Source organism: Streptomyces sp. NPDC031670 (genome assembly GCF_055580545.1).
Genome location: NZ_JBVILC010000003.1, coordinates 42,509 through 67,671, shown reverse-complemented (window position 1 = coordinate 67,671; position 25,163 = coordinate 42,509). Strand labels below are relative to the sequence as shown.

General features: G+C 74.4%; 21 protein-coding genes. 10 read left to right on the top strand and 11 right to left on the bottom strand.

The features are described 5' to 3' along the window. A complete protein-coding gene (locus ACZ5ID_RS07410) occupies positions 1-891 on the bottom strand; it encodes an FAD binding domain-containing protein (protein WP_468894327.1) in 891 nt (296 codons plus the stop codon). A 259-nt stretch (positions 892-1,150) separates the two neighbouring features. On the opposite strand from ACZ5ID_RS07410, the gene ACZ5ID_RS07405 reads away from it, so the two are divergent. Together ACZ5ID_RS07405 and ACZ5ID_RS07400 are read left to right on the top strand one after the other, a co-directional pair. Continuing rightward, positions 1,151-2,827 (top strand): PucR family transcriptional regulator, encoded by a 1,677-nt coding sequence (locus ACZ5ID_RS07405; RefSeq protein WP_468894325.1) that lies wholly within the window; start codon positions 1,151-1,153, stop codon positions 2,825-2,827. A gap of 191 nt (positions 2,828-3,018) precedes the next feature. Beyond that, positions 3,019-3,813: a hypothetical protein gene (locus ACZ5ID_RS07400; RefSeq protein WP_468894323.1), complete on the top strand. Its 795-nt coding sequence runs from the start codon at positions 3,019-3,021 to the stop codon at positions 3,811-3,813. 174 nt (positions 3,814-3,987) lie between these two features. On the opposite strand, the gene ACZ5ID_RS07395 is transcribed toward ACZ5ID_RS07400, so the two are convergent. Beyond that, on the bottom strand, positions 3,988-4,800 hold the full coding sequence (locus ACZ5ID_RS07395; RefSeq protein WP_468894321.1) for a GntR family transcriptional regulator: 813 nt from the start codon (positions 4,798-4,800) through the stop codon (positions 3,988-3,990). A gap of 125 nt (positions 4,801-4,925) precedes the next feature. Between ACZ5ID_RS07395 and ACZ5ID_RS07390 the strand changes: the two genes are divergently transcribed. Together ACZ5ID_RS07390 and ACZ5ID_RS07385 are read left to right on the top strand one after the other, a co-directional pair. Next, positions 4,926-5,762, top strand: a complete 837-nt coding sequence (locus ACZ5ID_RS07390) for a (2Fe-2S)-binding protein (RefSeq protein WP_468894320.1) — start codon at positions 4,926-4,928, stop codon at positions 5,760-5,762. Positions 5,763-5,955: 193 nt separating this feature from the next. Further along, positions 5,956-7,017, top strand: a complete 1,062-nt coding sequence (locus ACZ5ID_RS07385) for a DUF2637 domain-containing protein (protein ID WP_468894319.1) — start codon at positions 5,956-5,958, stop codon at positions 7,015-7,017. Between the two features lie 45 nt (positions 7,018-7,062). Here the strand turns inward: ACZ5ID_RS07385 and ACZ5ID_RS07380 are convergent, their stop codons facing one another. The 3 genes from ACZ5ID_RS07380 to ACZ5ID_RS07370 form a co-directional block, all read right to left on the bottom strand. Next, on the bottom strand, positions 7,063-7,521 hold the full coding sequence (locus ACZ5ID_RS07380; protein WP_468894317.1) for an ATP-binding protein: 459 nt from the start codon (positions 7,519-7,521) through the stop codon (positions 7,063-7,065). A gap of 364 nt (positions 7,522-7,885) precedes the next feature. Next, on the bottom strand, positions 7,886-9,628 hold the full coding sequence (locus ACZ5ID_RS07375) for a pyruvate dehydrogenase (protein WP_468894316.1): 1,743 nt from the start codon (positions 9,626-9,628) through the stop codon (positions 7,886-7,888). A gap of 28 nt (positions 9,629-9,656) precedes the next feature. Continuing rightward, positions 9,657-11,339 carry a protein phosphatase 2C domain-containing protein gene (locus ACZ5ID_RS07370; protein WP_468894315.1) on the bottom strand — a complete coding sequence of 561 codons (1,683 nt, stop codon included), beginning with the start codon at positions 11,337-11,339 and terminating at the stop codon, positions 9,657-9,659. A gap of 429 nt (positions 11,340-11,768) precedes the next feature. On the opposite strand from ACZ5ID_RS07370, the gene ACZ5ID_RS07365 reads away from it, so the two are divergent. The 3 genes from ACZ5ID_RS07365 to ACZ5ID_RS07355 all read left to right on the top strand — a co-directional run bounded on the left by ACZ5ID_RS07365 (position 11,769) and on the right by ACZ5ID_RS07355 (position 13,764). Continuing rightward, positions 11,769-12,743 carry a helix-turn-helix domain-containing protein gene (locus ACZ5ID_RS07365; RefSeq protein WP_468894314.1) on the top strand — a complete coding sequence of 325 codons (975 nt, stop codon included), beginning with the start codon at positions 11,769-11,771 and terminating at the stop codon, positions 12,741-12,743. Between the two features lie 104 nt (positions 12,744-12,847). Then, positions 12,848-13,306, top strand: coding sequence for a DUF456 domain-containing protein (locus ACZ5ID_RS07360; protein ID WP_468895066.1), 459 nt, complete (start codon positions 12,848-12,850; stop codon positions 13,304-13,306). Positions 13,307-13,392: 86 nt separating this feature from the next. Next, the gene (locus ACZ5ID_RS07355; protein ID WP_468894312.1) at positions 13,393-13,764 is read left to right on the top strand and encodes a PPOX class F420-dependent oxidoreductase; all 372 of its coding nucleotides are present in this window, start codon (positions 13,393-13,395) and stop codon (positions 13,762-13,764) included. A gap of 58 nt (positions 13,765-13,822) precedes the next feature. Here the strand turns inward: ACZ5ID_RS07355 and ACZ5ID_RS07350 are convergent, their stop codons facing one another. The 4 genes from ACZ5ID_RS07350 to ACZ5ID_RS07335 all read right to left on the bottom strand — a co-directional run bounded on the left by ACZ5ID_RS07350 (position 13,823) and on the right by ACZ5ID_RS07335 (position 19,485). Then, positions 13,823-14,920 carry a calcium:cation antiporter gene (locus tag ACZ5ID_RS07350; protein WP_468894310.1) on the bottom strand — a complete coding sequence of 366 codons (1,098 nt, stop codon included), beginning with the start codon at positions 14,918-14,920 and terminating at the stop codon, positions 13,823-13,825. A 58-nt stretch (positions 14,921-14,978) separates the two neighbouring features. Continuing rightward, entirely contained in the window at positions 14,979-16,415 is a 1,437-nt protein-coding gene (locus ACZ5ID_RS07345; protein ID WP_468894309.1) for an AlkA N-terminal domain-containing protein, read from the bottom strand. 197 nt (positions 16,416-16,612) lie between these two features. Continuing rightward, a complete protein-coding gene (gene rsgA / locus ACZ5ID_RS07340; protein ID WP_468895064.1) occupies positions 16,613-17,692 on the bottom strand; it encodes a ribosome small subunit-dependent GTPase A in 1,080 nt (359 codons plus the stop codon). A 257-nt stretch (positions 17,693-17,949) separates the two neighbouring features. Next, on the bottom strand, positions 17,950-19,485 hold the full coding sequence (locus ACZ5ID_RS07335; RefSeq protein ID WP_468894307.1) for a hypothetical protein: 1,536 nt from the start codon (positions 19,483-19,485) through the stop codon (positions 17,950-17,952). Between the two features lie 108 nt (positions 19,486-19,593). Between ACZ5ID_RS07335 and ACZ5ID_RS07330 the strand changes: the two genes are divergently transcribed. Further along, the gene (locus ACZ5ID_RS07330) at positions 19,594-19,986 is read left to right on the top strand and encodes a VOC family protein (RefSeq protein WP_468894305.1); all 393 of its coding nucleotides are present in this window, start codon (positions 19,594-19,596) and stop codon (positions 19,984-19,986) included. Here the strand turns inward: ACZ5ID_RS07330 and ACZ5ID_RS07325 are convergent. Continuing rightward, a complete protein-coding gene (locus ACZ5ID_RS07325; RefSeq protein ID WP_468894303.1) occupies positions 19,926-20,648 on the bottom strand; it encodes a DUF6597 domain-containing transcriptional factor in 723 nt (240 codons plus the stop codon). The two genes, ACZ5ID_RS07330 and ACZ5ID_RS07325, sit on opposite strands and share 61 nt — an antisense overlap. Positions 20,649-20,680: 32 nt before the next feature. After that, positions 20,681-21,865: a YihY/virulence factor BrkB family protein gene (locus ACZ5ID_RS07320; protein WP_468894301.1), complete on the bottom strand. Its 1,185-nt coding sequence runs from the start codon at positions 21,863-21,865 to the stop codon at positions 20,681-20,683. A 17-nt stretch (positions 21,866-21,882) separates the two neighbouring features. Between ACZ5ID_RS07320 and ACZ5ID_RS07315 the strand changes: the two genes are divergently transcribed. Beyond that, complete coding sequence (locus ACZ5ID_RS07315) at positions 21,883-23,538, top strand: acyl-CoA dehydrogenase family protein (protein ID WP_468894299.1); 1,656 nt, start codon at positions 21,883-21,885, stop codon at positions 23,536-23,538. 365 nt (positions 23,539-23,903) lie between these two features. Beyond that, positions 23,904-25,154: a GAF domain-containing protein gene (locus ACZ5ID_RS07310; RefSeq protein WP_468895062.1), complete on the top strand. Its 1,251-nt coding sequence runs from the start codon at positions 23,904-23,906 to the stop codon at positions 25,152-25,154. The last annotated feature ends 9 nt before the right edge of the window (positions 25,155-25,163 follow it).

Genomic DNA, 25,163 nt, shown 5'->3' with positions numbered 1-25,163 from the left:
TTATGCAGCTCCTTCAAGCGAGCGGCCGGTGCCGCGGTACTGCTCCCAGGTCCAGCCGAGCGTGCGGCGGGCCATGATGCCCACGGCGTGCCGGCGGTACTTGGCCGTGCCTCGTACGTCGTCGATCGGGTTGCAGGAGGCGGAGGCGAGCTCCGCGAACTGCTTGGCGATCGAGGGAGTAATGATCTTGCCGCTCTCCCAGAAGCCGCCCTCGTCGAGCGCGGCGTTCAGGAACTCCTCCGCCGCCTTCGCCCGGACCGGGGTCGGGGCGGCGGAGCCGATGCCGGTACGGACCGTCCGGGTCTCGGGGTGCAGGGCCAGGCCGAAGGCGCAGACCGCGATGACCATCGCGTTGCGGGTGCCGACCTTGGAGTACTGCTGGGGGCCGTCCGCCTTCTTGATGTGGACGGTCTTGATGAGCTCGTCCGGCGCCATCGCGTTGCGCTTCACACCGGTGTAGAAGTCGTCGATCGGGATCAGCCGCGAGCCGCGGACCGACTCGACCTCGACCTCGGCGCCCGCGGCGAGCAGCGCCGGGTGGGCGTCACCGGCCGGGGAGGCGGTGCCGAGGTTGCCGCCGACACCGCCGCGGTTGCGGATCTGCGGGGAGGCGACGGTGTGCGAGGCGAGCGCCAGACCCGGCAGCTCGGCGCGCAGGTTCTCCATGATCTGGGTGTACGACACGGACGCGCCGAGCCGTACGGTCTCCTCGCCGGTCTCCCACGCGCGCAGCAGCTCGATGCGGTTCAGGTCCAGAAGGTACTCGGGCCGCCGGTGGTCGAAGTTGATCTCGACCATCACATCGGTGCCACCCGCAATGGGCACAGCCGTGGGGTGCTCGGCCTTGGCGGCGAGCGCCTCCTCCCAGCTGGCGGGGCGAAGGAAGTCCATGAGTGGCTCTCTTCTTCTCAATCGGGGTCGTTCGCGCGGGTCCCGGGGACGGCCGGCCCTTGGCTGATGAAGTCGTTCATGTGCTGTTCACGCTGTGTGGCCCCAGTACACAAGCCTCACTCCACCGGGTGCAGTCACCGAAACCATGAAGGAGTTGGCTGGTCTCCATCCACGTCTTGTAGATTCGTATGAAAGGCGGTGCTCAGTAACCCCACCGCTTTCCACCGGCAACAACAAGACAGATCGGCGGCGACACGCGATGCGGCTGCGCGCACTTCTGGAGACCGACGCGCTGGGGCTGCGGCTGCTCGGCGGCGACGACGAGCTGGACCGCACCGTGCGCGGGGTGATGACCACTGACCTGCGTGATCCCAGCCGTTATCTCTCCGGTGGCGAGCTGGTCCTCACCGGCCTCGCCTGGCGCCGCGACGCCGACGATTCCGAGCCATTCGTACGCATCCTGGCCGGTGCCGGGGTGGTGGGCCTGGCGGCCGGCGAGGCCGAGCTGGGCGCGATCCCGGATGACCTGATCCGTGCGTGCGCACAGCACCGGCTGCCGCTGTTCGCGGTGAACGAGTCGGTGGCCTTCGCCACCATCACCGAGCACGTGGTGCGCCAGGTCTCCGGCGAGCGTGCCGGGGACCTGGCGGCCGTGGTCGACCGGCACCGGCGGCTGATGACCTCGGGGCCCGCGGGCGGCGGCCCGGAGGTCGTCCTGGACCTGCTCGGCTCCGACCTCGACCTGCGGGCCTGGGTGCTCTCCCCCACCGGCCGCCGGATCGCGGGCGCGGGCGAGCCGCTCGACCCGGCCGTCGCCGCCACTCTGGCGGGTGAACACCTCGGCGCGACCCGCACCGGCCGCCGGGGCCCGCACCGGGCCGTGGTGCGGGGCACCACGTACTCGCTCTTCCCCATCCACCACAGCGGGCGCGGCGCGGCGCCCGCCGCCCGTGACGTGCGCGAGACGGTCCTGTCGGACTGGCTGCTGGCCGTGGAGGCCGACGCGGCCGACTGGCCCGCCGCCCGACTCGACCTGCTCCAGGGCGTCACCCAGCTGATCGCCGTGGAGCGCGACCGCCGCGACGCGGCCCGTACGGTACGCCGCCGGCTCGCCCAGGAGGTCCTGGAGCTGGTGCAGACCGGGGCCGCGCCCGCGGAGATCGCGGCCCGGCTGCGGGTCGCCGCCCCGGTGCTGCTGCCGGGCCTCGGCTCGGCGCCGCACTGGCAGGTCATCGTGGCCCGCGTCGACTGGAGCCAGACGGCGGCCACCGCGGCGGAGGTCGCGGGCGGCCCGGTCGCCCAGACCCTGCTGGAGGAGGTCCTGGTCGACCCGGCCGTGGCGGGCTCCGACTCCTCGGACCGGATCGCGGTCGCCCACGTGGGCGACGAGGCCATCGCGCTGGTGCCGCTGCCCGCGGTCGGCCCGGAGGGCACCGAGGCCGGGCTGCACGCGGACGCCCTGCTCGCGGCGGTGCAGGCACCGCTCTCGGCGGGCCTCGCCGACGACGGGCGCCTGACACTGGGTGTCAGCGCCGCGGTGCACTCGGCCGAGGGGCTGCGCGGCGCCCTGGAGGAGGCCCGGCACGCCCGCCGGGTCGCCGCCGCCCGCCCGGGACGGGTCTGCGCGGCCGGCCACCACGAGCTGGCCTCGCACGTCCTGCTGCTGCCGTTCGTCCCGGACGACGTGCGCCGCGCCTTCACGGCCCGTCTGCTGGACCCGCTGCGCGACTACGACCGCCGCCACCGGGCCGAGCTCATCCCGACCCTGGAGGCGTTCCTCGACTGCGACGGCTCCTGGACCCGCTGCGCCACGCGCCTGCATCTGCACGTCAACACCTTGCGCTACCGGGTGGGCCGGATCGAGCAGCTGACGGGGCGTGATCTTTCGCGCCTGGAGGACAAGCTGGACTTCTTCCTGGCCCTGCGCATGAGCTGAGGGGGCGCGCGGACGGCGCGGCCGACCCGGAACACCACCGCGACGTACCGCAATCCGCCGTTTGTGAAGGAATTCACGCGTGGCCCTTGGCCCGGCGTGCCAATCCGTGCTGAGATTCGCCACACGGCTCAACAGCTCGGACTCAACGGCTCGATGGCGCGCTCGGGGAGGGCAACGTGGCGTACTCCGCCATGTCTGATTCCGGAACGACTGTGGAGAACGGGGATCCGCTCGATCCACTCCATCCGCTGCATCCACTGCAGACCGCCGTGTGGCGGCTGCGCTCGCGCGGCTGCTGGACGGACGCCGCCGCGCTGCTCGAACCGCACGGCGCGGAGCCCGGCGCCGCGCTCCAGCGGGCCGCGCTGCTCACCGAGCGGTGCCTGTACACCGGGGACGGCTGGGCCGAGGCCGAGGAGGCCCTGCGCGGCGCGGAGGCGGTGGCCGGGGACGACGAGGAGCGCGGCGCGGCGGCGTGCGAACGCGGCCAGCTGGCGTACGCCTCGACACTGCTCGGGGTGCGCGACCGCGCCGACGAGGCCCGCTCGGCGCTGGGCCGGGCCGCCGCGCTGATCGCCCCGGCGGCGCGGGGCCGGGCCCTGCTCGACTTCCGCCGGGGGCTGCTCGCGGAGAACGTGGCGGACGCGCCGCAGGCGGCCCGCGCCGCCTACCGCCGCGCGCACGCGGGCGCCACCGCGCACGGGGACACCCTGCTGCTCTCCTTCACCTGGCGCCATCTGGCCGGACTCGCCCTGCGGGACGGGGAGTTGGCGGAGGCGAGACACGGCTTCGCGGAGTCGTTGCGGATCCGGGAGGAGCTGGGCTATCTGGTCGGTACGGCCCCGGCGCTCGCCGCCCTGGCCGAGGCCGAGCCCGAGCCGGAGGCGGCCCGGCTGCGCACGGAGGCGGCTCGGCTGTTCCGGCTCCTGGGCGGGGTCCCGACCTGGCTGGCAACCCACTTGGCCCCGTCCCCGGCGACGACCTGAGACACGCGGTTTGCCTGCGCCCCCGAAGGTCCGTGGCTGAGCCGGCTTCTCCGGCTGCGGCGGGATACCTCAGGGGCGCGGGGAACTGCGCGACCAGCCACGACGGACCCGCACCCGCCGCGCAGCGACACGCACCCGCCGCGCCGGCGGGAACGCCCCCGCCGCGGCCCGGCGTCAGAGCGCGGACCCGGTGAAGTGCTCCCGCACCAGCGCCTGCACCACGGCCAGATCCTGCGCGGTCAGCGCGTCCAGCAGCGCCAGATGCTCGGCCGCGTCCGCCACCAGCTCCGCCCGGCGCGCGACCGGCGCCGCCGTCAGCGGCCACTGCGAGCGCCGGTGCAGATCCTCCGCCACCTGGAGCAGCTGCCGGTTCCCGGCGAGGGCCAGGACCGCCCGGTGGAAGGCACGGTCCGACTCGGCGTAACCCGCCCGGTCGCCGACCGCCGCCGCCTGCGTGGTCGCCTCCGCCAGGGGCCGCAGCTCGGCCCAGCGCGCGGCGGGCACGGTCCGGGCCAGCCGCAGCATCACCGGCACCTCGATCAGGGCGCGGACCTCGGCCAGCTCCGCCAGCTCCCCCGGGGTGCGCTCGGTGACCCGGAAGCCGCGGTTGGGGACCACCTCGACGGCGCCCTCGGAGGCCAGGCGCTGCATCGCCTCGCGGACCGGAGTGGCCGAGACGCCGAAGCGCTCGCCGAGCACGACCGCCGAGTACACCTCGCCCGGCACCAGCTCGCCGTCGACCAGCGCGGCCCGCAGCGCCTCCAGGATCTGGCCGCGCACCGAGTGCCGGCGGACCCGGGGCGCGGGCGGCTCGCCGTGCGTGTGCTCACCGCGTGCGGAACCCTCCCGTACAGCTGAGCCCTCCCGTACAGCGGAAGCCTCTCGTACGGAGGGCCCGAAGAGATCACCCTCCACCCGGGCCTGTGCGGGCACACGGGCAGCCCCGGACGGCGGCACCGCCGCCTCGCGCGCTCTGCCCCGCTCCACCCCACGCCCTCCTACCGCTCGGTATTCCCCCAGCACCATAGGCGGACAAAGCGACAGTTCAAACATCGCGCACATCCGCTAAGGTAAGCCTTACCTGCCAACGATCGTGATTCGGTGGTCCCTGCATGACTGTGCCGACGCTGCTCGCGAGCCCCCTGGCCGCGTCCTACGCACGCCTCGCCGACGTCTGCCCCGGCGTCCGGGTCCAGGAGCTGGCGGACGGCGAGCGGGCGCCCCGCTCTCCCGGCTGGGTCGGCGCGGACCAGCTCGCCTCCGGCGGGGACGCCCTGGACGCCTTCCTCGGCTGGGACGACGAGCAGGTCCTGCGCGACTACGGGCAGCGGGCCCGCCCCGACGTCATCGCCTCCTTCGGCTTCCACCGCTACGCCTGGCCCGCCTGTCTGCTGATCACGGTGCCGTGGTTCCTGCACCGCCGGGTGCCGCGGGTGCCCGTCGAGGACGTGTCCTTCCAGCGCACCCTGGGACGGCTGACCGTGCGGGTGCGGGAGTTCGCGTGCCTGCCCGGGGACCCGGCGGCGGCGCTGCCCGGCGCGCGGGTCGTCCCGGACGAGGAGGCGCTGCGCGCCGAGGTCCGCGCGGCCGTCGCCGAGCATCTGGGCCCGGTGCTCGACGGTTTCGGGCCCCGGATGCGGCGCGGCCGGCGGGCGCTGTGGGGCATGGCGACCGACGAGGTCGTCGAGGGCCTGTGGTACGTGGCGGCCCTGCTCGGCGAGGAGCGCCGGGCGATGACCGAGCTGGAGCGGCTGCTGCCCGGCTCGACCAGGCCGTACGTCGGCGCCGCGGGCTTCCGTGAGCTGAGCGGGCCGGCCGGTGAGCCGCTGCCGACCCGCGACCGGGCGAGCTGCTGCCTCTTCTACACGCTGCGCCCCGAGGACACCTGTGTCACCTGTCCGCGTACCTGCGACGCCGACCGGGTGGCCAAGCTGAGCGCCGCCTCCTGAACCCACGCCACTCGTCCGGGTGAGTCGAATTCGAACTCAACTCATCATGTGGCGAACCCAGTTCGAGCAGATCGCACCTATCCGTATGCCACCGGCCGTCAATGACGGCCGGTTCCCCCGAAAACGCCTGCGTCCGCGCGCGGCAGGAGCACTATGGCGCCCGGAACGTCTTACGTGATTAAAGGGACACCGCATGCGACTGACCGACATACATCTGGACTGGCTGCTTCCGGGCGGCGTGATGATCGTGGGGGTCGTCGTGGCGCTGGTCGTCCTCGCGCGCGGCAAGCGCGCGAGCGGGAGCACGTCCGACGACACCTGGGAACGCAGCGAGGAACGCCGGCGCCGCAAGGAAGCCGTCTACGGCACCGCCTCCTATGTACTGCTGTTCTGCTGCGCGGCCGTCGCCGCCGCGCTCTCCTTCCACGGCCTGGTCGGCTTCGGCCGGCAGAACCTCAGCCTGACGGACGGCTGGGAGTACCTCGTACCCTTCGGCCTCGACGGCGCCGCGATGTTCTGCTCGGTGCTGGCGGTGCGCGAGGCCAGCCACGGCGACGCGGCGCTCGGCTCACGGCTGCTGGTGTGGACGTTCGCGGGCGCGGCGGCCTGGTTCAACTGGGTGCACGCGCCGCGCGGCATGGCCCACGCGGGCGCCCCGCAGTTCTTCGCCGGGATGTCGCTGTCGGCGGCGGTGCTCTTCGACCGCGCGCTGAAGCAGACCCGCCGGGCGGCGCTGCGCGAACAGGGCCTGGTGCCCCGTCCGCTGCCGCAGATCCGGATCGTCCGGTGGCTGAGGGCCCCCAGGGAGACCTTCGGCGCCTGGTCGCTGATGCTCCTCGAAGGGGTGCGGACGCTGGACGAGGCGGTCGAGGAGGTACGCGAGGACCGGCGCGCCAAGGAGCAGAACCGGCTGCGCCGGCGCGAGCAGGAGAAGCTGGAGCGGGCCCACCTCAAGGCGCTCAGCCGGCAGGGCCGGAACATGAGCCGGGTGCGGCCGGGCGGCCGTCGGATCGAGGTCCCGTCCATGGCGGCGGGCGCCGGCTCCGGTCAGCCGAAGGCCGTCGCGGAGCCCGCCATATCCGAGCCGGGACAGCTGCCTCTTCGCGACCGCCCCTCCCTTCAGGCCGTCGACGGCACTGAGTCCGCGACGGCGCACCGTACCGTCGACCTCACGGCCGAGGACGACACCCAGACGCTGCCGCGCCTGGACCATCTGGAGCGCAAACTCAAGGATCTGGAGCAGCAGTTCGGCTGAGCGCGGGCCGCCCCGGTCCAGCCGGCAGCCGTGGGCCGGGCGGCCTCACGCCGTCCCGTTGCCGAGCTCGAACCAGACCACCTTGCCCGCCTCGTGCATCCGTACGCCCCAGGCGTCCGCGAGCGCCTGCACGAGGAGCAGGCCCCTGCCGTGCGTACCGTCGTCGGTGGACGGTACGTACGGATCGGGGAGCTCCGGGGTGAAGTCGTGCACCTCGACGCGGAGCCCCGCCGGAGCCACCGTGGCCGTCACCACCGCTCCCTGGTCGGTGTGTATGAGCGCGTTGGTCACCAGCTCGCAGGTGAGCAGTTCGGCCACCTCGACCGGCCCCGTGTGCTTCCAGTACCCCAGCAACTCCCGCAGCGCGCGCCGCACTTCCGCGACCGCCGTGAGGTCGGACCGCCCCACCCTGCGCCGCAGCTGCCCCTGGAGCAGCGCACGCGCGCCGGTGCCACGGAACGCCCCGCTCGTCTCGGGCCCGCCCCCTCCCTGACGTCCAGTCATAGCCCCCACCCGCACGTCGTCACATCCCTCTCCGTCTCGAACACCCTCACGGGATGCATGCCCCGGTGACCCCCCGTCACGCATGGTGATTCCGCAACAACCGACGGGATACACACCGGGAGCGGTTCCACGGTCCGCGGTCCGGTCGCGGCCGGGTCGCCGGGTGACGAGGGCGCTCCCCGGCGACGCCCCTTACCCACAGGCGAGTCACCGGGTCCCCGGAGCCGTCCACCCCTGATTCAGACGTTCGGAGCCGTCATCGCCTGCGGTCCCGCACGCTTTACGGCCACCCGGTCATGAGACGCGCTGACCAAGGAGGATCACCCCATCGCCGGGGTGCCGGGTGGACACCTGCCTGACAGGCCTACGGCCGGGGCACGTTACGGAGGTTGGAACGGGCCATCTGGAGCATCCGCCCGACTCCGCCGTCCAGCACGACCTTGCTGGCGGAGAGCGCGAAACCGGTCACCATCTCGGCGCTGATCTTCGGCGGGATGGAGAGCGCGTTGGGGTCGGTGACCACGTCGACCAGGGCGGGCCCCTTGTGCCGGAAGGCGTCCTTGAGGGCGCCCGCGAGCTGCTTGGGCTTCTCGACCCGTACGCCGTAGGCACCGGCCGCGCGGGCGATGGCCGCGAAGTCGGGGTTGCGGTTGTCCGTTCCGTACGAGGGCAGCCCGGCCACCAGCATCTCCAGCTCCACCATGCCGAGCGAGGAGTTGTCGAAAAGCACGATCTTCACCGGCAGGTCGTACTGGACCAGGGTCAGGAAGTCGCCCATCAGCATGGAGAACCCGCCGTCGCCGGACATCGAGATCACCTGGCGGCGGCGGTCGGTGAACTGGGCGCCGATCGCCTGCGGCAGCGCGTTCGCCATCGAGCCGTGGCTGAACGAGCCGATGATGCGGCGCCTGCCGTTGGGCGAGAGGTAACGGGCGGCCCAGACGTTGCACATACCGGTGTCGACGGTGAACACCGCGTCGTCGTCGGCGAGTTCGTCCAGGACGGAGGCCACGTACTCGGGGTGGATCGGCACATGCTTCTCCACCTTGCGGGTGTACGCCTTGACGACGCCCTCCAGCGCGTCGGCGTGCTTCTTGAGCATCTTGTCCAGGAAGCGGCGGTCGGTCTTGGCCCGCACGCGCGGGGTGAGGCAGCGCAGCGTCTCCTTGGCGTCGCCCCACACCCCGAGGGCGAGCTGGGAGCGCCGCCCCAGCCGCTCGGGCCGGACGTCGATCTGCACGATCTTGACGTCGTCGGGCAGGAACGCGTTGTACGGGAAGTCCGTGCCGATGAGGATGAGCAGATCGCACTCGTGGGTGGCCTCGTAGGCGGCGCCGTAACCGAGCAGTCCGCTCATTCCGACGTCGTACGGGTTGTCGTACTGGATCCACTCCTTGCCGCGCAGTGCGTGGCCGACCGGCGCCTTGACGCGTTCGGCGAACGCCATGACCTCGGCGTGGGCGCCCGCGGTGCCGCTGCCGCAGAAGAGTGTCACCCGTCCGGCCTCGTCCACCAGCCGTACGAGCTTGTCGATCTCCGCGTCTCCGGGGCGCACCGAGGGCAGCGCGGTGACCAGCGCGTGCTCGACGGCCTTCTCCGGGGCGGGCTCCGAGGCCACGTCGCCCGGCAGCGCGACCACGCTGACCCCACCCCGGCCGATGGCGTGCTGGATGGCCGTCTGGAGCAGCCGGGGCATCTGCTTGGGGCTGGAGATGAGCTCGCAGTAGTGCGAGCACTCCTGGAACAGCTGGTCGGGGTGGGTCTCCTGGAAGTAGCCGAGACCGATCTCCGAGGAGGGGATCTGGGAGGCGAGGGCGAGGACGGGAGCCATCGAGCGGTGGGCGTCGTAGAGGCCGTTGATCAGATGCAGGTTGCCCGGGCCGCAGGAGCCGGCGCAGGCCGCGAGGGTCCCGGTGAGCTGGGCCTCGGCGCCGGCCGCGAAGGCGGCCACCTCCTCGTGGCGGACCTGGATCCAGTCGATGCCGGGGGTGCGGCGGATGGCGTCGACGACGGGGTTGAGGCTGTCGCCGACGACGCCGTACATCCGCCGCACTCCCGCGCGCGCGAGGATGTCCACGAACTGCTCTGCCACGTTCTGTTTGGCCATGGAGCCCATTCATCCACGGGCCGCCGCCTCACGCCTCCCAGACGGCGACCGCCGTACGGTCGTCGGCGTACCCCTTCACTCTCACCTGGACGTCCGCGAGGAATCCGGCGAGTCCCGGCGGCTCGTTCCCGGCCCAGCGCTCGGCCAGCTCCTTGCCGAGCGCGGGTTCGCCGCGCAGCGGCTCGGCCAGCCCCCCGCTGCACAGCAGCAGGGTGTCACCCGGGCGGGCGACGGAGGCGCGGAAGCGGAACGGGTCGACGGGCGGGGGCGGCGGGTCGATGTACGGACGGGCGGGCTCCACGGTGTTCAGGTCCATGGTGAGCCGGTCGCCCTCGGCGGTCTCCGAGGGCGGCGAGCCGAACCCGACGACGGGCGCGCCGCTGACCTCGCCGGGCTCGGGCGCGGCGGGCTCGATGTCCTGCCAGGCTCCCCCGCGCAGCCGGAACAGACCGCCCGGCCCGACCCCGAAGAAGACCCGGGTGCGGCAGCTGGGATCGGCGGAGAGCAGCAGACAGCGCAGCCCCGCCGTGTACTCCTCGGGCTCCGCGCCCAGCTCGGCGGCGCGGGCGCGCAGCCGGCCGTAGCTGCGGTCGGTGAGCCGGTGCAGCCCGGACTTGAGGTCGCTGCGGCGCCCGGCCCTGATGTCGTCGGCGAGCCGGGTGTGGCTGCGGCCGATCGCGCCGCCGATCCAGCGGCACGCGTCGGCGGCGGCGAGGTGCGCGCCCTCGAAGGCCCGCATACCGCTGGCGACGGCGACCAGGACCAGCGCGTCCTCGCCGTGCCCGAACCGGGCGGTGAGCAGGGCGTCGCGCCGGTGCTCGCCCCGGTAGCGGGCCGAGTCGCCGCGTACGGAGGCGGCGCGCAGGAGGTACGCCCCGTACCGGGCGCCGTCCAGGACGGTGTCCGCGACGAGCTCGTCGAGGCCGTCGGGCCGCGCGTCGGGAAGCGCGGTGGGCTCGGCGTCGTAGGTGGGCGGCCCGTCCCCCACATGACCGGCACGGGGCCGGGGCGGGGTGGGAGGCGGGGGCGGGGTGGGGGTGGGGGGCGCGGCGGGCGGGGCGGCGACCGGAGCGGGCGGCGCGGGCGGCGGGGCGGCGGTGGCCCCGGGGGAGGGCGGACCGGGCAGCGGCGGTGGCGGCGCGGCCCCGGCGGAGGGCGGACCGGACGGCGGGGTGGGGGCGGCGGGTTCGTACCCGGGCGGTGGCGGGGCGAGCGGGGGGAGGGCGTCGGCCGGCTCCCACCACCCGGCCGTACGGCGGGAACCCGGGGCCGTGGTGCCGGGCGGCTGCCACAGCGTCCTGGGCGGGGGCGGGGCGGGGGCGGGGTCCGCCGGAGCGGCCGGGTCGGTCGCGGCGGGCGGGTCGGCCGGGGCGGGCGGATCGGCCGGGGCGGTCAGGTCGGTCGCGGCGGCCGAGTCCGCCGAGTCCCCCAGATCGGTCGAGTACGCCGGGTCCCCCAGGTCGGCCGGGTCCGCCGGGGTGACTCCGTCCCGCGCCGTGGGCCGCTTCGCGCCACCCGGTGCGTACGGCGGCGGTCCCGCTTGCGGCGACCGGGGGTCCGGTACGGGCGGACTCACCGCCCGGGCAACGGACTTGAAGCGGTCGTCGAGGGTGTCGCCCGCGGTGGCGGGCGCGCTGTCCGGGGTGGGCTCGTCGTACAGGCGAGCCCACCAGTCGTCGTCCGAGGTGCGCCTCTCCCCCTGCTGACTCATGCCCCTATTGTCCACCGCACGGGCCGTACGAAAACGGTGGAACGGGTAAAAGTGGTCAGCACACAAATCCGTGGCCCGTACGCGGGAACGAGCCGACTCACCCCCGCCGGGCGGCCCTTCCCCCCACGAGAGGGCCGCCCGGCGAAGCCTTCGAGGAGTCCGCTCACCGCTCGCCCTCCACGGGACGGCTGCGGTCGCTGCTCCCGGAGCCGTACGCCATATCGGGCGCATCGCTCTCCGCAGCTGAATCCGGAACAAAGCACTCCGCGCCCAAAGCGCGCAAATGCCGTGTTGCCGACGGCTGTTGATACTGCGGTTGCGCCAGCTTGGCAGAGCGACGGAAGGTGCGGGGACGATGTTGTGAGGCGGGTTCGCGCCGTGGCCGTTTTCCGCCACGGCGCGAACAGCCGCGGAGAGGGGCGGACGAGGGTGCTCGGAGCGATAGGCCTGGACGAGACGCAGGAGTCGGCGTACCGAACGCTGGTGGCGCTGGGCGCGGCCGAGGTCGCGGACCTGGCGCACCGGCTCGCGCTGCCCGAGCCGGACACCGAACGGGCGTTGCGGCGCCTGGAGCGCCAGGGCCTGGCCGCCCAGTCCTCGGCCCGGACCGGGCGGTGGGTGGCGGCGCCGCCCGGAGTCGCGCTCGGCGCGCTGCTCACCCAGCAGCGCCACGAGCTGGACCAGGCGGAGCTGGCGGCGGCGCTGCTGGCCGAGGAGTACCGGGCCGAGGCCGCCGAGCCGGCCGTGCACGATCTGGTGGAGGTGGTGACCGGCGCCTCCGCCGTCGCCCACCGCTTCCACCAGCTCCAGCTGGGCGCGGCCGACGAGGTGTGCGCGCTGGTCACGGGCGACCCGGTCGCGGTGACCGGGGTCGACAACGAGTCCGAGGAGCGGGCGGTGACCCGGGGCGTCGCCTACCGGGTGGTCATCGAGCGCGAGATGCTCGCGCTGCCCGCCGGGATCATCGAGGTCACCACGGCGCTCGGGCGCGGGGAGCGGGTGCGCACGGTGGAGCGGGTCCCCACCAAGCTGGTGGTGGCCGACCGCAGCCTGGCGATGGTGCCGCTGACCGGCCGGGACGCCGAACCCGCCGCCCTGGTGGTGCACGCCAGCGGCCTGCTGGAGTCGCTGATGGGCCTCTTCGAGGCGGTGTGGCGGGAGGCGCTGCCGCTGCGCCTGGCGGGCACGGGGGTCCAGGAGGAGCCGTCCGGCCCCGACGCCACGGACCTGGAGATCCTCTCGCTGCTGCTGGCCGGGATGACCGACGCCAGCGTGGCCAAACAGCTCGGCCTGGGTCTGCGGACCGTACAGCGCCGGGTGAAGGGGCTGATGGAGCTGACCGGCGTCACCACCCGGCTCCAGCTGGGCTGGCACGCGTACGAGCGCGGCTGGGTGGCCCGGTAGCGGCCGACACGGGCGCGGCGCGGGCCGCGCAGCCCCTCCCCCGCCCTGCACGGACGTCGGCATTGCTGCACGCTGGGCAGGTGGGCATATGGCTGCTCCTGGTGATGGGCCTGGTGATGCTCCTCGGGCTGTTCGGCGTGCTGGTGCCGGGGGCGCCCGGCCCGGCGATCGTGTGGGCCGCCGTCGCGTGGTGGGCCCTCACCGACACCACCGGCACGGCCTGGGCGGTGCTCGCCGGGGCGACGGGCCTGCTGCTGCTCACCCAGGCGCTCGAACTGTCGCTGCCGCCCCGCCGTCTGAAGGCGGCCGGGGTGCCCCGCCGCTCGCTGCTCGCCGCCGGTCTCGCGGCGATCGCCGGGTTCTTCCTGCTGCCGGTCGTCGGCGCGGTGGCGGGTTTCCTGGCGGGGCTGTACGGGGCGGAGCGGATGCGGCTGGGCAGCCATGGGGCGGGCTGGTCGTCGGCCCGCACGGTGCTGCGGTCCGGCGGGTACTCGGTGCTGGTGGAGCTCCTGGCGTGTCTGCTGGTGGTGGGGGTGTGGGCGGGTGTGGTGATCTGGGCCTGACCGGCCGGGGACGCAGGTCCCGCGCCCCGGACGCGCTGGTCCCCCGAGCCGATGACCTCGACCGGGTGCGCGTGTGACGCTGGGGCATGACCGAATTCAGCGCGGCCGAGCGCGCGTACCTCAGGACCCAGCGGCTGGGCCGGCTGGCGACCGTCGACCCCAAGGGCCGGCCCCAGGCGAACCCCGTCGGGTTCTTCCCGCAGGACGACGGCACGATCCTGATCGGCGGTCACGCGCTCGGCACCACCAAGAAGTGGCGCAACCTGCTGGTGAACCCCCTGCTCGCGCTGGTCGTGGACGACGTGGTGAGCGTACGGCCGTGGCGGGTGCGGGGCGTGGAGATCCGGGGGACGGCCGAACTGCTCACCGGGCCCCACGCGTTGGGCCCGCACTTCAGCGAGGAGCTGATCCGTATCCACCCCGACAAGATCCACAGTTGGGGTCTGGACGAGGAGTAGCGGACGAGGTCGGTCGGACGGCCCGCCGGGACGGAGCCGTCGTCCCGCGCCGCTCGGCTCAGGGGCTGACCGCGAGCACCAGGTACGCGGCGAAGAGGGCCAGGTGGACACCGGCCTGCATCGGGGTCGCACGGCCCGGGACGACGGTGAGGATGCCGACGCCGACGGTGAGCGCGAGCAGCACCATATGGCTGGCGCCGAGGCCGAGGACGAGGGGTCCCGAGAGCCAGACCGAGGCGAGGGCGACCGCCGGAATGGTCAGTCCGATGCTTGCCATGGCCGAGCCGAGCGCCAGGTTGAGGCTGGTCTGCACGCGGTCGCGGGCGGCGGCCCGGGAGGCGGCGATGGTCTCGGGGAGCAGCACGAGCAGGGCGATGACCACGCCGACGACGGAGGCGGGCAGCCCCGCGGCGGCCACCCCGCGCTCGATGGTCGGCGAGACGCCCTTGGCCAGGCCCACCACCGCGACCAGGGCCACCGCGAGCAGCCCGACGCTGACCCGCGCGGTACGGGCGGCCGGCGGATCGGCGTGCTCCTCCTCAAGGACCTCGCCCTGCTGGGTGACGGGCAGGAAGTAGTCGCGGTGGCGCACGGTCTGGGTGGCGACGAACAGTCCGTACAGCGCCACCGAGGCGAGGGCGGCGAAGACGAGCTGGGCGGGGGAGAACTGCGGGCCCGGCTTGCTGGTGGTGAAGGTCGGCAGCACCAGGCTGAGCCCGGCGAGCGTGGTCACCGTGGCGAAGGCGGCGCCGGTGCCCTCGGGGTTGAAGACGGCCAGTCTGCGGCGCAGGGCCCCGACGAGGAGGCAGACGCCGACGATACCGTTGCAAGTGATCATCACGGCGGCGAAGACGGTGTCCCGGGCGAGCGTGGCGCTCTTGCCGCCGCCGTCCGTCATGAGGGTGACGATCAGCGCGACCTCGATGACCGTCACGGCGACCGCGAGCACCAGCGATCCGAAGGGCTCCCCCACCCGGTGCGCCACGACCTCGGCGTGGTGCACCGCCGCCAGGACCGCGCCCGCGAGGAAGCAGGCCACCAGTGCGACCAGGGCCGAGGGGAGCGAGCGTCCCCAGGTGAACGCGAGCAGCAGCACGGCGAGCGCCGGCACGAACGCCGACCACCGGTCCCGTGGGAGGCGGGCGAGGCGGATCATGTTCCGACGTTCCCAGACGGGGCCGCCCGGCGCCCGTCGGCCGGGCCGTCCGCGCGCCCTAGGTGAAGGCGCCGGACACACCGGCCGCGAGCAGGTGGTGATGGGCGTACGAGCGCCAGGGCCGCCACGGTTCGGTGGCGCCGAGGCCGCCCCCCGTCCCGTCGTCGAGGTCCACGTCGGGCTCGCCGAGCGCCCGCATACGGATCAGCGCCACGGTTCGGGCGTCGAGGCCGGGCAGCGTGCGCAGGACCCGTACCGCCTCCTCCCGGTCGGCGCCCGCGTCCAGGCGCAGCCTGCCGTCCGCGAGCGCGGCGGCCAGCCCGGCCAGGACCGGATCGGGGTGTGCGGCGAGGGTGGCGGGCTCGGGGAAGAGGTGGGTGAGCGGGCCGCACGGCACGTCGAGCCGCTTCCCGTACGTCTCGGTCAGCTCGCCGGCCAGGTCCCGGCCGACCAGCGCCCGTACCGCGTACTCGTCCGGGTCGGCGGCCCCCGGCGAGCGCGTCCCGGGCCGGGCCGCGACCAGGGGGGCGAGGCGGGGGCCGGCGGCGAGCCGCTCGTCCACCGCGTACGGGTCGGCGTCGAGGTCGAAGAGGCGGCGCAGACGCTGCACGGCGGTGGTGAGGTCGCGCAGATCGGTGAGGTGGAGGCGGGCCTGGAGCCAGCCGCCCCGGCGCGGGCGCGCCTCGTCGACGGCCACGATGCCCGTGCCGTAGGGCAGCCGCAGGGTGCGGCGGTAGGTGCGCGCGCCCGGCTCGCCGGTCATCTCCTCGGCACCGGCCACCGCCTCCCGGGCGAGCAGGTCGAAGACCGGGCCCGCGGCGTACGGGCCCCGGTGGGCGAGGCGCAGCGGGATGCCGGCGGCGAAGGCGGCCCGGCCCGCCCCGGCCCGGGTGCCGGACTCCGCCCGCAGGGCGCTGGGGGTGCGGGCGTAGATCTGCCGGATGGTGTCGTTGAACTGCCGCACGCTGGCGAACCCGGCCGCGAAGGCGATGTCGGTGACCGGCAGCCCGGTGGTCTGGAGCAGTATCCGGGCGGTGTGGGCGCGCTGGGCGCGGGCGAGGGCGACCGGGCCCGCGCCGAGTTCGGCGGTGAGCTGGCGCTGGACCTGCCGGGTGCTGTAGCCGAGGCGCGCCGCGAGGCCGGGGACGCCCTCGCGGTCCACCACGCCGTCCCCGATGAGGCGGACGGCGCGGCCCACCACGTCGGCGCGGACGTTCCACTCCGCCGAGCCGGGCACCGCGTCGGGGCGGCAGCGGCGGCAGGCGCGGAAGCCGTGGCCCTGGGCGGCGGCGGCCGTCGGGAAGAAGCGGACGTTCTCGCGTTTGGGGGTGACCGCCGGACAACTGGGGCGGCAGTAGATGCCGGTCGTCACCACGGCGAAGAAGAACACGCCGTCGAAGCGGGCGTCCCGGCTGCTGACGGCCTCGTACCGGGTCTCGTCGGCCTCGGCGGCCTCGGCGGGCGTCCTCGTGTCGCTCTCCACGTACGTCGTCACCTGTCCAGTGTGCGCGCGCGGCGGTGCCGGTACTGGCGGGAATCGGACACGGCGCTGGGGCGCCCTTCGCGGGTCGTGGGTGGCTGAGCGCGCGGGTCCCCGCGCCCCTGACTGCCTCGGGGCGCGGGGATCCGCGCGGGCGACCCGGCACGGTCGGCGGACGGCGGCGCCGTGTCCGCCTTCCGCCTTCGGGGCCGTCAGCGGGCGCGGCCCCGCTTGGCCGCGTAGTTCGCCCGGCCCTCGGCCGACCTCAGCCGCCAGTCGCGGCGGATCTCGTTGCGCAGCCGCGCGTCCGTCTTGGCGACGATCCGCTGGTTCTCGCGGATCAGCTTGCGGTAGCTCTCCAGACGCCGTTCGGGCAGCGAGCCGTCCTCGATCGCCGCCATCACCGCGCACCCCGGCTCCGCCTCGTGGGCGCAGTCGTGGAAGCGGCACTCCCGGGACAGCTCCTCGATCTCCGCGAAGACCTGTGCGACACCGGTCTCGGCGTCCCACAGGCCGACCCCGCGCAGCCCCGGGGTGTCGATGAGGACACCGCCGCCGGGCAGGGCGAGCAGATTGCGGGTCGTGGTGGTGTGCCGGCCCTTGCCGTCGACGTCCCGGGTGGCCTGCACCTCCATCACGTCCGCGCCGAGCAGCGCGTTGGCCAGCGTGGACTTGCCCGCGCCGGACTGGCCGAGCAGCACGCTGGTGCCGTCCGAGACGACCGCCCGCAGCACCTCGACGCCCTCGCCGGCCGTGGAGCTGACGGCCAGGACCTGGACGCCGGGCGCGGCGGTCTCCACGTCCCGCACCAGATAGGAGAGCCCGACCGGGTCGGGCACCAGGTCGGCCTTGGTGAGGACGACGAGCGGCTGCGCGCCCGACTCCCACGCCAGGGCCAGGAACCGCTCGATCCGCCCGAGGTCCAGCTCCGCGGCGAGCGAGACCGCGATGATGGCGTGGTCCACGTTGGCCGCGAGGATCTGCCCCTCGGACCGGTTGGAGGAGGTGTTGCGTACGAAGGCGGTACGGCGCGGCAGGTAGGCGCGCACGAACCGGGGGTCGCCGCCGGGGTCGACGACGGCCCAGTCACCGGTGCAGATGACCCGCATCGGGTCGTGCGGGGTGACGAAGGCGGTGTCGGCGCGGAGCGGGCCGTCGGCGGTGACGAGGTCGCACTGACCCCGGTCGACCCGGACGACCCGGCCGGGCAGCAGGCCCTGGTCGGCGTAGGAGGCGAACTCGGCGGCCCAGGCGTCGTCCCAGCCGTAGGGGGCCAGGGGGTGCGAGGACATGGAGGTGTGCGACTGCTGCGAAGCAGAAGAGGAGGACAAGGGGGGACCCTTCACAAGGGCGGCCCCGGCGGTGCGTTGGGTTCAGCCGGCGGCCACGGGAGTGGAATTGACGCACTTCTGGATGAGGGCAGCGCCCATCGCCATGACAGCCATCGGTCACACCTCCCGGTTCAGTCGCAGGGTCGTACGCGTCGGCCAACGGCCGCCGCACGGAACGCAGTCACCATAACGCCGGGCCCCGGACCCGGCCAACTCATTTATCCGCGCCCGCCGGCCGGTTGTGAGGCGGCCAGTGGGGCGGGCGCCAGGAAGACGTACCAGACCGTCCCGGTCCGGGGCGTGACCACCTTGCGCCCGGGCCAGGAACGGGCGTACGCGGGCGGGTTGGGGGCCGACTGGACGAGGGCGAGCGGGGTGCGCCGGGCCGCCGCCACGATGCCCGGCACCGTCGCCGTCCGGTCGCGGCGGTCGCTGGCGTGCGAGGAGCAGCCTCCGTAGAAGGCCTGCGGCTGGGACTGGTCGCCGACGATGGTGCAGGGCGGGCGGATGCCGTACTCCGCGAGCCGGGCCACCAGCCACTCGTCGTCCGAGCGCAGCGCCTGCTGCCGGGCGGTGCGCCGGTCCAGGATCCCGTACTGGCCCCAGAGCTGGAGCCCCAGGCACACCACGACGGCCGCCCCCGCGACGATGCGCCACCGCCCGCGCGCCGCCGCCACCGCCCCGGCCGCGCACTCGGCGACGACCAGCGCGAGCAGCGCGTACGCGGGGATCAGGAAGCGGGGGGCCGCGTAGCCGATGCCGAAGAGGTAGGGCACGCCGAGCGCCGCCGCGCACCACACCGCCAGCAGGGCCGGGCGCCCCCGCCCGGCCCTGCTCGCGCAGAGCACCCCGAGGGCGGTGAGCAGGGGCAGCGCCAGCCACCACACCGCGCTCTGCTGGGGGTTGGGCCAGCCGGAGGTGCAGGGGCGGCAGAGCAGCGGACCGTTGAGGGTCATCAGGTTCATGCCGAGCGCGTTGTGCAGGCTCAGACCGCCCTGCGCCTCACCCGCCCCGTGCACCCGTTCCAGGAGGCCGCCGAAGCGCAGATACGCCTCGACGACCCAGGGCAGCACACCGGCGGCCAGACCGGCCAGGACCGCCAGAGCGGGCCGTGTCCGCCGCCGGGCCGGTACCGCGAGGACCGCAGCGAGCAGGGCGAGCGCCAGATAACCGCCGTCGTAGGGCCGCACCAGCGCCGTGAACGCCACGCTCAGCGCCACCGCGACCAGGGGGCCGCGCCGCCGCTCCCGGTCCTGGGCGGCGTGCAGGAACCAGCCCGCCCCGGCGAGCGCGCCGTAGGCCACGTACAGGTTGGGCATGACCTCGCCCGCGTAGAACTGCACCACCCACAGACCGCTGAAGAGCACGGCGGCGAGCAGCACGACCCGGCGGCCCACCAGGGTCAGCCAGGGGCGGAAGGCGAGGGTGAGACCGGTGGCCGCGAGCAGCAGCATCCAGGCGCGCAGCACCGGCACCGACCCGGTGAGCTGGGCGGCGGGCGCGGCCAGCCAGCTGACCCCCCGGGCGCGGGGCTCGCTGAAGAAGGCGTCGGGGACCCGGGGGTCGACCTGGCTGACATACACCGTCTCGTCCCAGCCCAGCGGCAGCCGCCAGGCGCCGGTGGCCAGTTGGACCGCGGCGCAGGCGAGCGCGAGCACCGCCCCCACCAGCGCCAGGCGGACGGTGTCCGGCCGTGGGGGACGCACGGCCGGTCGGCTCGGCAGGGACCGGGTCACTTGATCGGCGGCAGCCATGCGCCCAACCTACGCGGCCCGGGGCGGCACCGGCAGCCGGAGGGCGCCAGCGGGCGGGTGTCCGTTTCCTCCAAGACCGGCGGCCCGGCGCCGCCCTACGGTGGCGTCATGAACGCACGATTCGACTCCATCGGCCTGGTCGTCTCCGACATGGCCGCCTCGCTCGCCTTCTACCGCCGTCTGGGCCTGGACATTCCGGCCGAGGCCGACACCGAACCGCATGTGGAGCACACGCTCGCGGGTGGCACCCGCATCCTGTGGGACACCGAGGAGGTGATGCGCTCCTTCGACCCGGGGTGGACGCGTCCGCAGGGCGGCGGCCGGGCCGACCTGGCCTTCGTCTGCGACGGGCCGGACGAGGTGGACCGGCTGTACGGGGAGCTGGTGGCGGCCGGGTACTCCGGTCATCTCGAGCCCTTCGACGCCTTCTGGGGGCAGCGCTACGCGACGCTCCACGACCCGGACGGGGTCGGCGTCTCGCTCTTCGCCGCCTCGGCGTAGCCGGTCAGGGTGGTCCCGGCCAGAGCGCGCGTCTCGCGCGCGAGGTGGGCCTGGTCGGCGCAGCCGACGGCGAGCGCCGCCTGTGCGTACGGCACGCCGTCCAGGACCAGGCCGAGGGCCCGTTGCAGGCGCAGGACGCGCGCGAGGGTCTTGGGGCCGTAGCCGAAGGCGGCCAGCGAGCGGCGGTGCAGCCGGCGGGCGCCCAGCCCGACCGCCTCGGCCGTCGCGGCGACCGTGTCGCCCGCTGCGAGCCGCTCGGCCACCGCGCGCATCAGCGGATCCGGCTCCCCCGCCCGGGCCAGCGCCGCGGCCTCCAGGGCGGTGGCCGGGTGCGGGGCCCGGGCGATCCGCTCCGCGAGGCGGCGCACCTCATCGCCCGGCCAGAGCGCGCCGAGGTCCACGCGCCGGTCGCGCAGTTCGTGCGCCGGTACGCCGAGGGCGGCGGGCCCCGCGCCCGGCGCGAACCGCACCCCCGCGAACCGGGTCCCGGCGGGCGCGTCCGGTACGTACGCGTGCGTGTCGGGACCGGCGACGAACAGCCTCCCCTCGCACCACAGCAGGTCCATGCAGCCGTCCGGCAGGACGGGACGGACGGCTCCCGCCCCGATGGTGCGCGCCCAGACCACCGCGCCGGGCAGCCGCGCGGCCCGCTCTCGGTACATGCCTTCGAGGCAGGCCCGCACCGGGGACGGGCTCAGGTCCTGTCCTTGCCGTGCCCGTCGCGCGTCCCGTGCAGCCGGGCCTTCACATGGTCCGGCGGCAGGAAGCGCGACCACCGCTCCGGGTACTCCGCGGGCATCCCGGTGTCGGCCGGGTCGTGGTCCGCGGGGTCGTAGTCCTCCGGGTCGCCCTGGTAGGCGGCCCGGGCCTGGGCCGCGCGGGCCACGATCTCGGCGGCCTGGGCGGCCTTGACCCGCTCGTTGGCGGCGCGGGCCGCGGCGGTGGCGACCGACGGCCAGACCCGGTCGATCGCCGCGTTCACGGCCGCGCCCACCAGGACCGCGAAGGCCGACACGCCGATCCAGAGCAGTACCGCGACCGGTGCGGCCAGCGACCCGTAGATCGTCGGGCCCTCGACCGTGCTGGTGAGGTAGATCCGCAGCAGGAAGGAGCCGAGCACCCACATCGCCAGGGCCACCAGCGCGCCCGGCACGTCCTCGATCCACGGCGAGCGGACCGGCACCGAGACGTGGAAGAGGGTGGTCAGAAATGCCACCGAAAGGAGGATCATCACCGGCCAGTACAGAACGCTGATGAGGTCCGTTCCCCACGGGATCAGCTCGACCACCCGGTCCGGGCCGACCACCGCCAGCGGCAGCACCACCGCTCCGATGAGCAGGGCCACGACGTAGAGCAGCAGGGAGAGCAGCCGGGTGCGCACGATGCCCCGGCGGCCGTCGAGCCCGTACATCACGGTGATGGTGTCGATGAAGACGTTGACGGCCCGGGAGCCCGACCAGAGGGCGAAGGCGAAGCCGAGGGAGACGATTTCCGGCCTTTTCCCCTTGGTGACGTCGGCCAGGAGGGGCTCGGCGAAATCGTGCACGCCCCGGTCGGAGAGGACCGACTGGGCGGCGGTGAGGATGTTCTTGCTGATGGTGTCGACGGTGTGCGTGTTGGTCCAGCCGTCGACGTAGCCGAGCAGCGCGATCAGGCTGAGCAGCAGCGGAGGCAGCGAGAGCAGGGTGAAGAACGCCGCCTCGGCCGCGAGTCCCAGGATGCGGTACTCGATGCACGAGTTGACGGTGTCCTTCAGCAGCAGCCAGCCCATCTTCCGCTTGGACACATTGCGGTAGAGGACACGGGCCCGGTGGAGTCGGCTCGGGGCCCGGTGGAGTCGGCCCGATGGCCGCTCGGGTGTTTCATTTGCTGGCTGCACCTCCTTACCGTATCGGCATGGCAGCCACCACCCACACAGTGACCAACCAGGCTCCGCCCCTGGTGGGATACGACGTCTTCCTGTCCGACCGTGCCCTTGCCGAGGGGGTGGAACGCCATCTGGCGCCTCTGGCCCCCGGTCTCGCCGAGGAGGCGCGCGACGAGCTCAGCGGCCTCGGGCGCACCGCCGGTTCCTCCCAGGCGCAGGGGTGGGGTGTGCTGGCGAACGAGAACCCGCCGAAACTGCGCACCCACGACCGCTACGGCAACCGGATCGACGAGGTCGACTTCCACCCGAGCTGGCACCGGCTGCTCGGCCACGCCGTCGGGGCGGGCCTCACCGACGCCTGGGGACGGCCCGGGGGCCATGTGCGGCGCGCCGCCGGGTTCCTGGTGTGGACGCAGGCCGAGGCGGGCCACGGGTGCCCGCTGTCGATGACGCACGCGGCGGTGCCCGCGCTGCGGGCCGACCCGGCGCTGGCCGCCGAGTGGGAGCCCCGGCTCACCTCCCATGTGTACGAGGAGGGGCTGCGCCCGCCCGCCGACAAGGCCGGGGTGCTCTTCGGGATGGGCATGACGGAGAAGCAGGGCGGCAGCGATGTCCGGGCCAACACCACCCGGGCGAGGCCGCTGGGGGACGGCGGCGAGTATCTGCTGACCGGGCACAAGTGGTTCTGCTCCGCGCCGATGTCCGACGCCTTCCTGGTGCTCGCGCAGGCGCCCGGCGGGCTGACCTGCTTCCTGGTGCCCCGGGTGCTGGACGACGACACCCGCAACACGTTCCGCATCCAGCGGCTCAAGGACAAGCTGGGCAACCGGTCCAACGCCTCCAGCGAGGTCGAGTTCGACGAGACGTGGGCGCGCCGGGTCGGCGAGGAGGGGCGCGGGGTGCGCACCATCATCGAGATGGTGGCGGCGACCCGGCTGGACTGCGTGGTCGGCTCGGCGGCGCTGATGCGCCAGGGCGTGGCGCAGGCGATCCACCACGCCGGGCACCGCAGCGCGTTCGGCGGGGTGCTGATCGAGAAGCCGCTGATGAAGAACGTGCTGGCGGACCTGGCGCTGGAGTCGGAGGCGGCGACCACGCTGGCGCTGCGGCTCGCGGCGGCGCAGGACGCGGTCCAGAGCACGGGTTCGCCGGAGGAGCAGGCGCTGCTGCGGCTCGCGGTGCCGGCCGCCAAGTACTGGGTGACCAAGCGCTGCACGCCGCTCGTCGCGGAGGCGCTGGAGTGCCTGGGCGGCAACGGCTACGTGGAGGAGTCCGGGCTGCCCCGGCTGCTGCGCGAGTCGCCGCTCAACTCGATCTGGGAGGGCTCGGGCAACGTCCAGGCGCTGGACGTGCTGCGGGCGCTCCAGCGCGAGCCGCACGCTCTGGACGCCTTCCTCCAGGAGGTCGGCCGCGCGCGCGGCGCGGACCACCGGCTGGACGGGGCGATCAAGGACCTGCTGACGGAGCTGGCGGACCTGGAGGGCGTCGAGGCCCGGGCGCGCCGGCTGGTGGAGCGGATGACGCTGGTGCTCCAGGGGTCGCTGCTGGTGCGCTGGGCGCCGCCGCAGGTCGCGGACGCGTTCTGCGCGTCCCGCCTCGGCGGCGACTGGGGCTCGGCCTTCGGGACGCTGCCGCACACGCTCGACCTGGGCGCGATCGTCCAGCGGGCGCGCGCGGAGGTCTGACCGCGCAGATCCGACCGGGGCATACGAGGAGCGGGCGCCCGGGGCCTCAGGGCCCCGGGGCGTCCTGACCGGACGTGCGTCGGGGGTGGTGCTGCGCCGACACGGCACCACCCCCGCACTCTCATGCGCCCTGACGGGCCATGACGACCGGACGTCCGGTGTTCCACCACCTTCGTACACACGCGCGGCCGTTCGCGAGAGTTGCAAAGGGTTGCAACGATGTGCGGCATATCGCCGCGCGCGGGGGCGCGGGCGGGCACGATGAATGCGTGGCGGCCGTGTTCAACTCCCCCTCGGAACGCGGGTGCCGACAGGAGGACCCAGTGCAGGACACCACCACCCTCGACCCGGCCCGGCTGGCCGCGATGGATGTGCGGGAGGCGACCCGGCTGCTCCAGGGCATGCGGGCCGCCACACTCGCCGGACTGCCCTCCAGACCCGCCCCGCGCGCGGAGATCCACGCGTCCTGGCGCCGGCTGCTCCGCCGCGGCCTGGACCCGGACGGCGCGGGGCACGCCCGGCTGCTGCCGCTGGCGGAGGTGGAGCGGCGCCGGCAGTCCTCACCGCTGCGGGAGGTGCTGCCGGTGCTGCGGGAGGCGCTGGTGTCGGTCGCGGACGCGGCCCAGCACATCATGGTCGTCTCGGACGCCGACGGCATGCTGCTGTGGCGCGAGGGCCACGCCTGCGTGCTCAGGAACGCCGACGCGCTCGGCTTCCAGGTCGGGGCCGACTGGAGCGAGGAAGCGGTGGGGACCAACGGGGTGGGCACCCCGCTGATCACCGGCCGTCCCATGCTGGTGCACTCCGCCGAGCACTTCCTCTCCGCCCACCACACCTGGACGTGCGCGGGTGCACCGGTCGTCGATCCGCGCGACGGGCGACTGCTGGGCGTGGTGGATGTCAGCGGCCCGCTGTCGACGATGCACCCGGCGACCCTGGCGTTCGTCACCTCCGTGTCCCGGCTGGCCGAGGCCGAGCTGCGCACCCGCCATCTGGCGGCCGTGGAGCGGCTGCGGACGGTGGCCGCGCCCGTGCTGTGCCGGATCGGGGGCCGGGCGCTCGCCGTGGACACCAATGGCTGGACGGCCGCGGTGACGGGGATGCCACCGGTGGACCGGCTGCCGCTGCCGAAGTCGTTCCGGGCGGGCCGGGTCTGGCTGCCGTCGCTCGGCATGTGCGCGGTGGAGCCGCTGCCGGGGGGCTGGCTGGTGCGGGTGGTGGGCGACGGCGCGGGGCGTGCGGAGGCCCAGCCGCGCCGGGTGGTGCTGGATGTGAGCCGGCGGCGCGCGTCGGTGACGGTCTCGGGGGACGCGGGCAGCTGGGCGCAGGAGCTGAGCCCGCGCCACGCCGAGCTCCTGTACGTGCTGGCCCTGCACCGCTCCGGGCGTACGGCCGCGCAGCTGGCCCAGGACATCTTCGAGGACCCGACGCGTACGGTGACGGTACGGGCGGAGATGTCCCGGCTCCGGCGCCATCTCGCGGAGGTGCTCGCGCACCGGCCGTACCGGTTCGCGGAGGACGTGGAGGTGGAGGTGGTGCGGCCCGCCCGCCCCGCCGACCTGCTCCCGCACTCCACGGCCCCGGCGGTGCGCGGGGCCCGCCACCACCCGCACTGACCCGTACTG

Bases quoted from the DNA above. Each gene is read 5' to 3' on its own strand.
- ACZ5ID_RS07410 (WP_468894327.1), bottom strand. From the start codon at position 891: ATGGACTTCCTTCGCCCCGCCAGCTGGGAGGAGGCGCTCGCCGCCAAG.
- ACZ5ID_RS07405 (WP_468894325.1), top strand. From the start codon at position 1,151: ATGCGGCTGCGCGCACTTCTGGAGACCGACGCGCTGGGGCTGCGGCTG.
- ACZ5ID_RS07400 (WP_468894323.1), top strand. From the start codon at position 3,019: ATGTCTGATTCCGGAACGACTGTGGAGAACGGGGATCCGCTCGATCCA.
- ACZ5ID_RS07390 (WP_468894320.1), top strand. From the start codon at position 4,926: ATGACTGTGCCGACGCTGCTCGCGAGCCCCCTGGCCGCGTCCTACGCA.
- ACZ5ID_RS07385 (WP_468894319.1), top strand. From the start codon at position 5,956: ATGCGACTGACCGACATACATCTGGACTGGCTGCTTCCGGGCGGCGTG.
- ACZ5ID_RS07380 (WP_468894317.1), bottom strand. From the start codon at position 7,521: ATGACTGGACGTCAGGGAGGGGGCGGGCCCGAGACGAGCGGGGCGTTC.
- ACZ5ID_RS07375 (WP_468894316.1), bottom strand. From the start codon at position 9,628: ATGGCCAAACAGAACGTGGCAGAGCAGTTCGTGGACATCCTCGCGCGC.
- ACZ5ID_RS07370 (WP_468894315.1), bottom strand. From the start codon at position 11,339: ATGAGTCAGCAGGGGGAGAGGCGCACCTCGGACGACGACTGGTGGGCT.
- ACZ5ID_RS07360 (WP_468895066.1), top strand. From the start codon at position 12,848: ATGGGCCTGGTGATGCTCCTCGGGCTGTTCGGCGTGCTGGTGCCGGGG.
- ACZ5ID_RS07355 (WP_468894312.1), top strand. From the start codon at position 13,393: ATGACCGAATTCAGCGCGGCCGAGCGCGCGTACCTCAGGACCCAGCGG.
- ACZ5ID_RS07350 (WP_468894310.1), bottom strand. From the start codon at position 14,920: ATGATCCGCCTCGCCCGCCTCCCACGGGACCGGTGGTCGGCGTTCGTG.
- rsgA (WP_468895064.1), bottom strand. From the start codon at position 17,692: ATGTCCTCGCACCCCCTGGCCCCCTACGGCTGGGACGACGCCTGGGCC.
- ACZ5ID_RS07335 (WP_468894307.1), bottom strand. From the start codon at position 19,485: ATGGCTGCCGCCGATCAAGTGACCCGGTCCCTGCCGAGCCGACCGGCC.
- ACZ5ID_RS07330 (WP_468894305.1), top strand. From the start codon at position 19,594: ATGAACGCACGATTCGACTCCATCGGCCTGGTCGTCTCCGACATGGCC.
- ACZ5ID_RS07325 (WP_468894303.1), bottom strand. From the start codon at position 20,648: ATGTACCGAGAGCGGGCCGCGCGGCTGCCCGGCGCGGTGGTCTGGGCG.
- ACZ5ID_RS07315 (WP_468894299.1), top strand. From the start codon at position 21,883: ATGGCAGCCACCACCCACACAGTGACCAACCAGGCTCCGCCCCTGGTG.
- ACZ5ID_RS07310 (WP_468895062.1), top strand. From the start codon at position 23,904: ATGGATGTGCGGGAGGCGACCCGGCTGCTCCAGGGCATGCGGGCCGCC.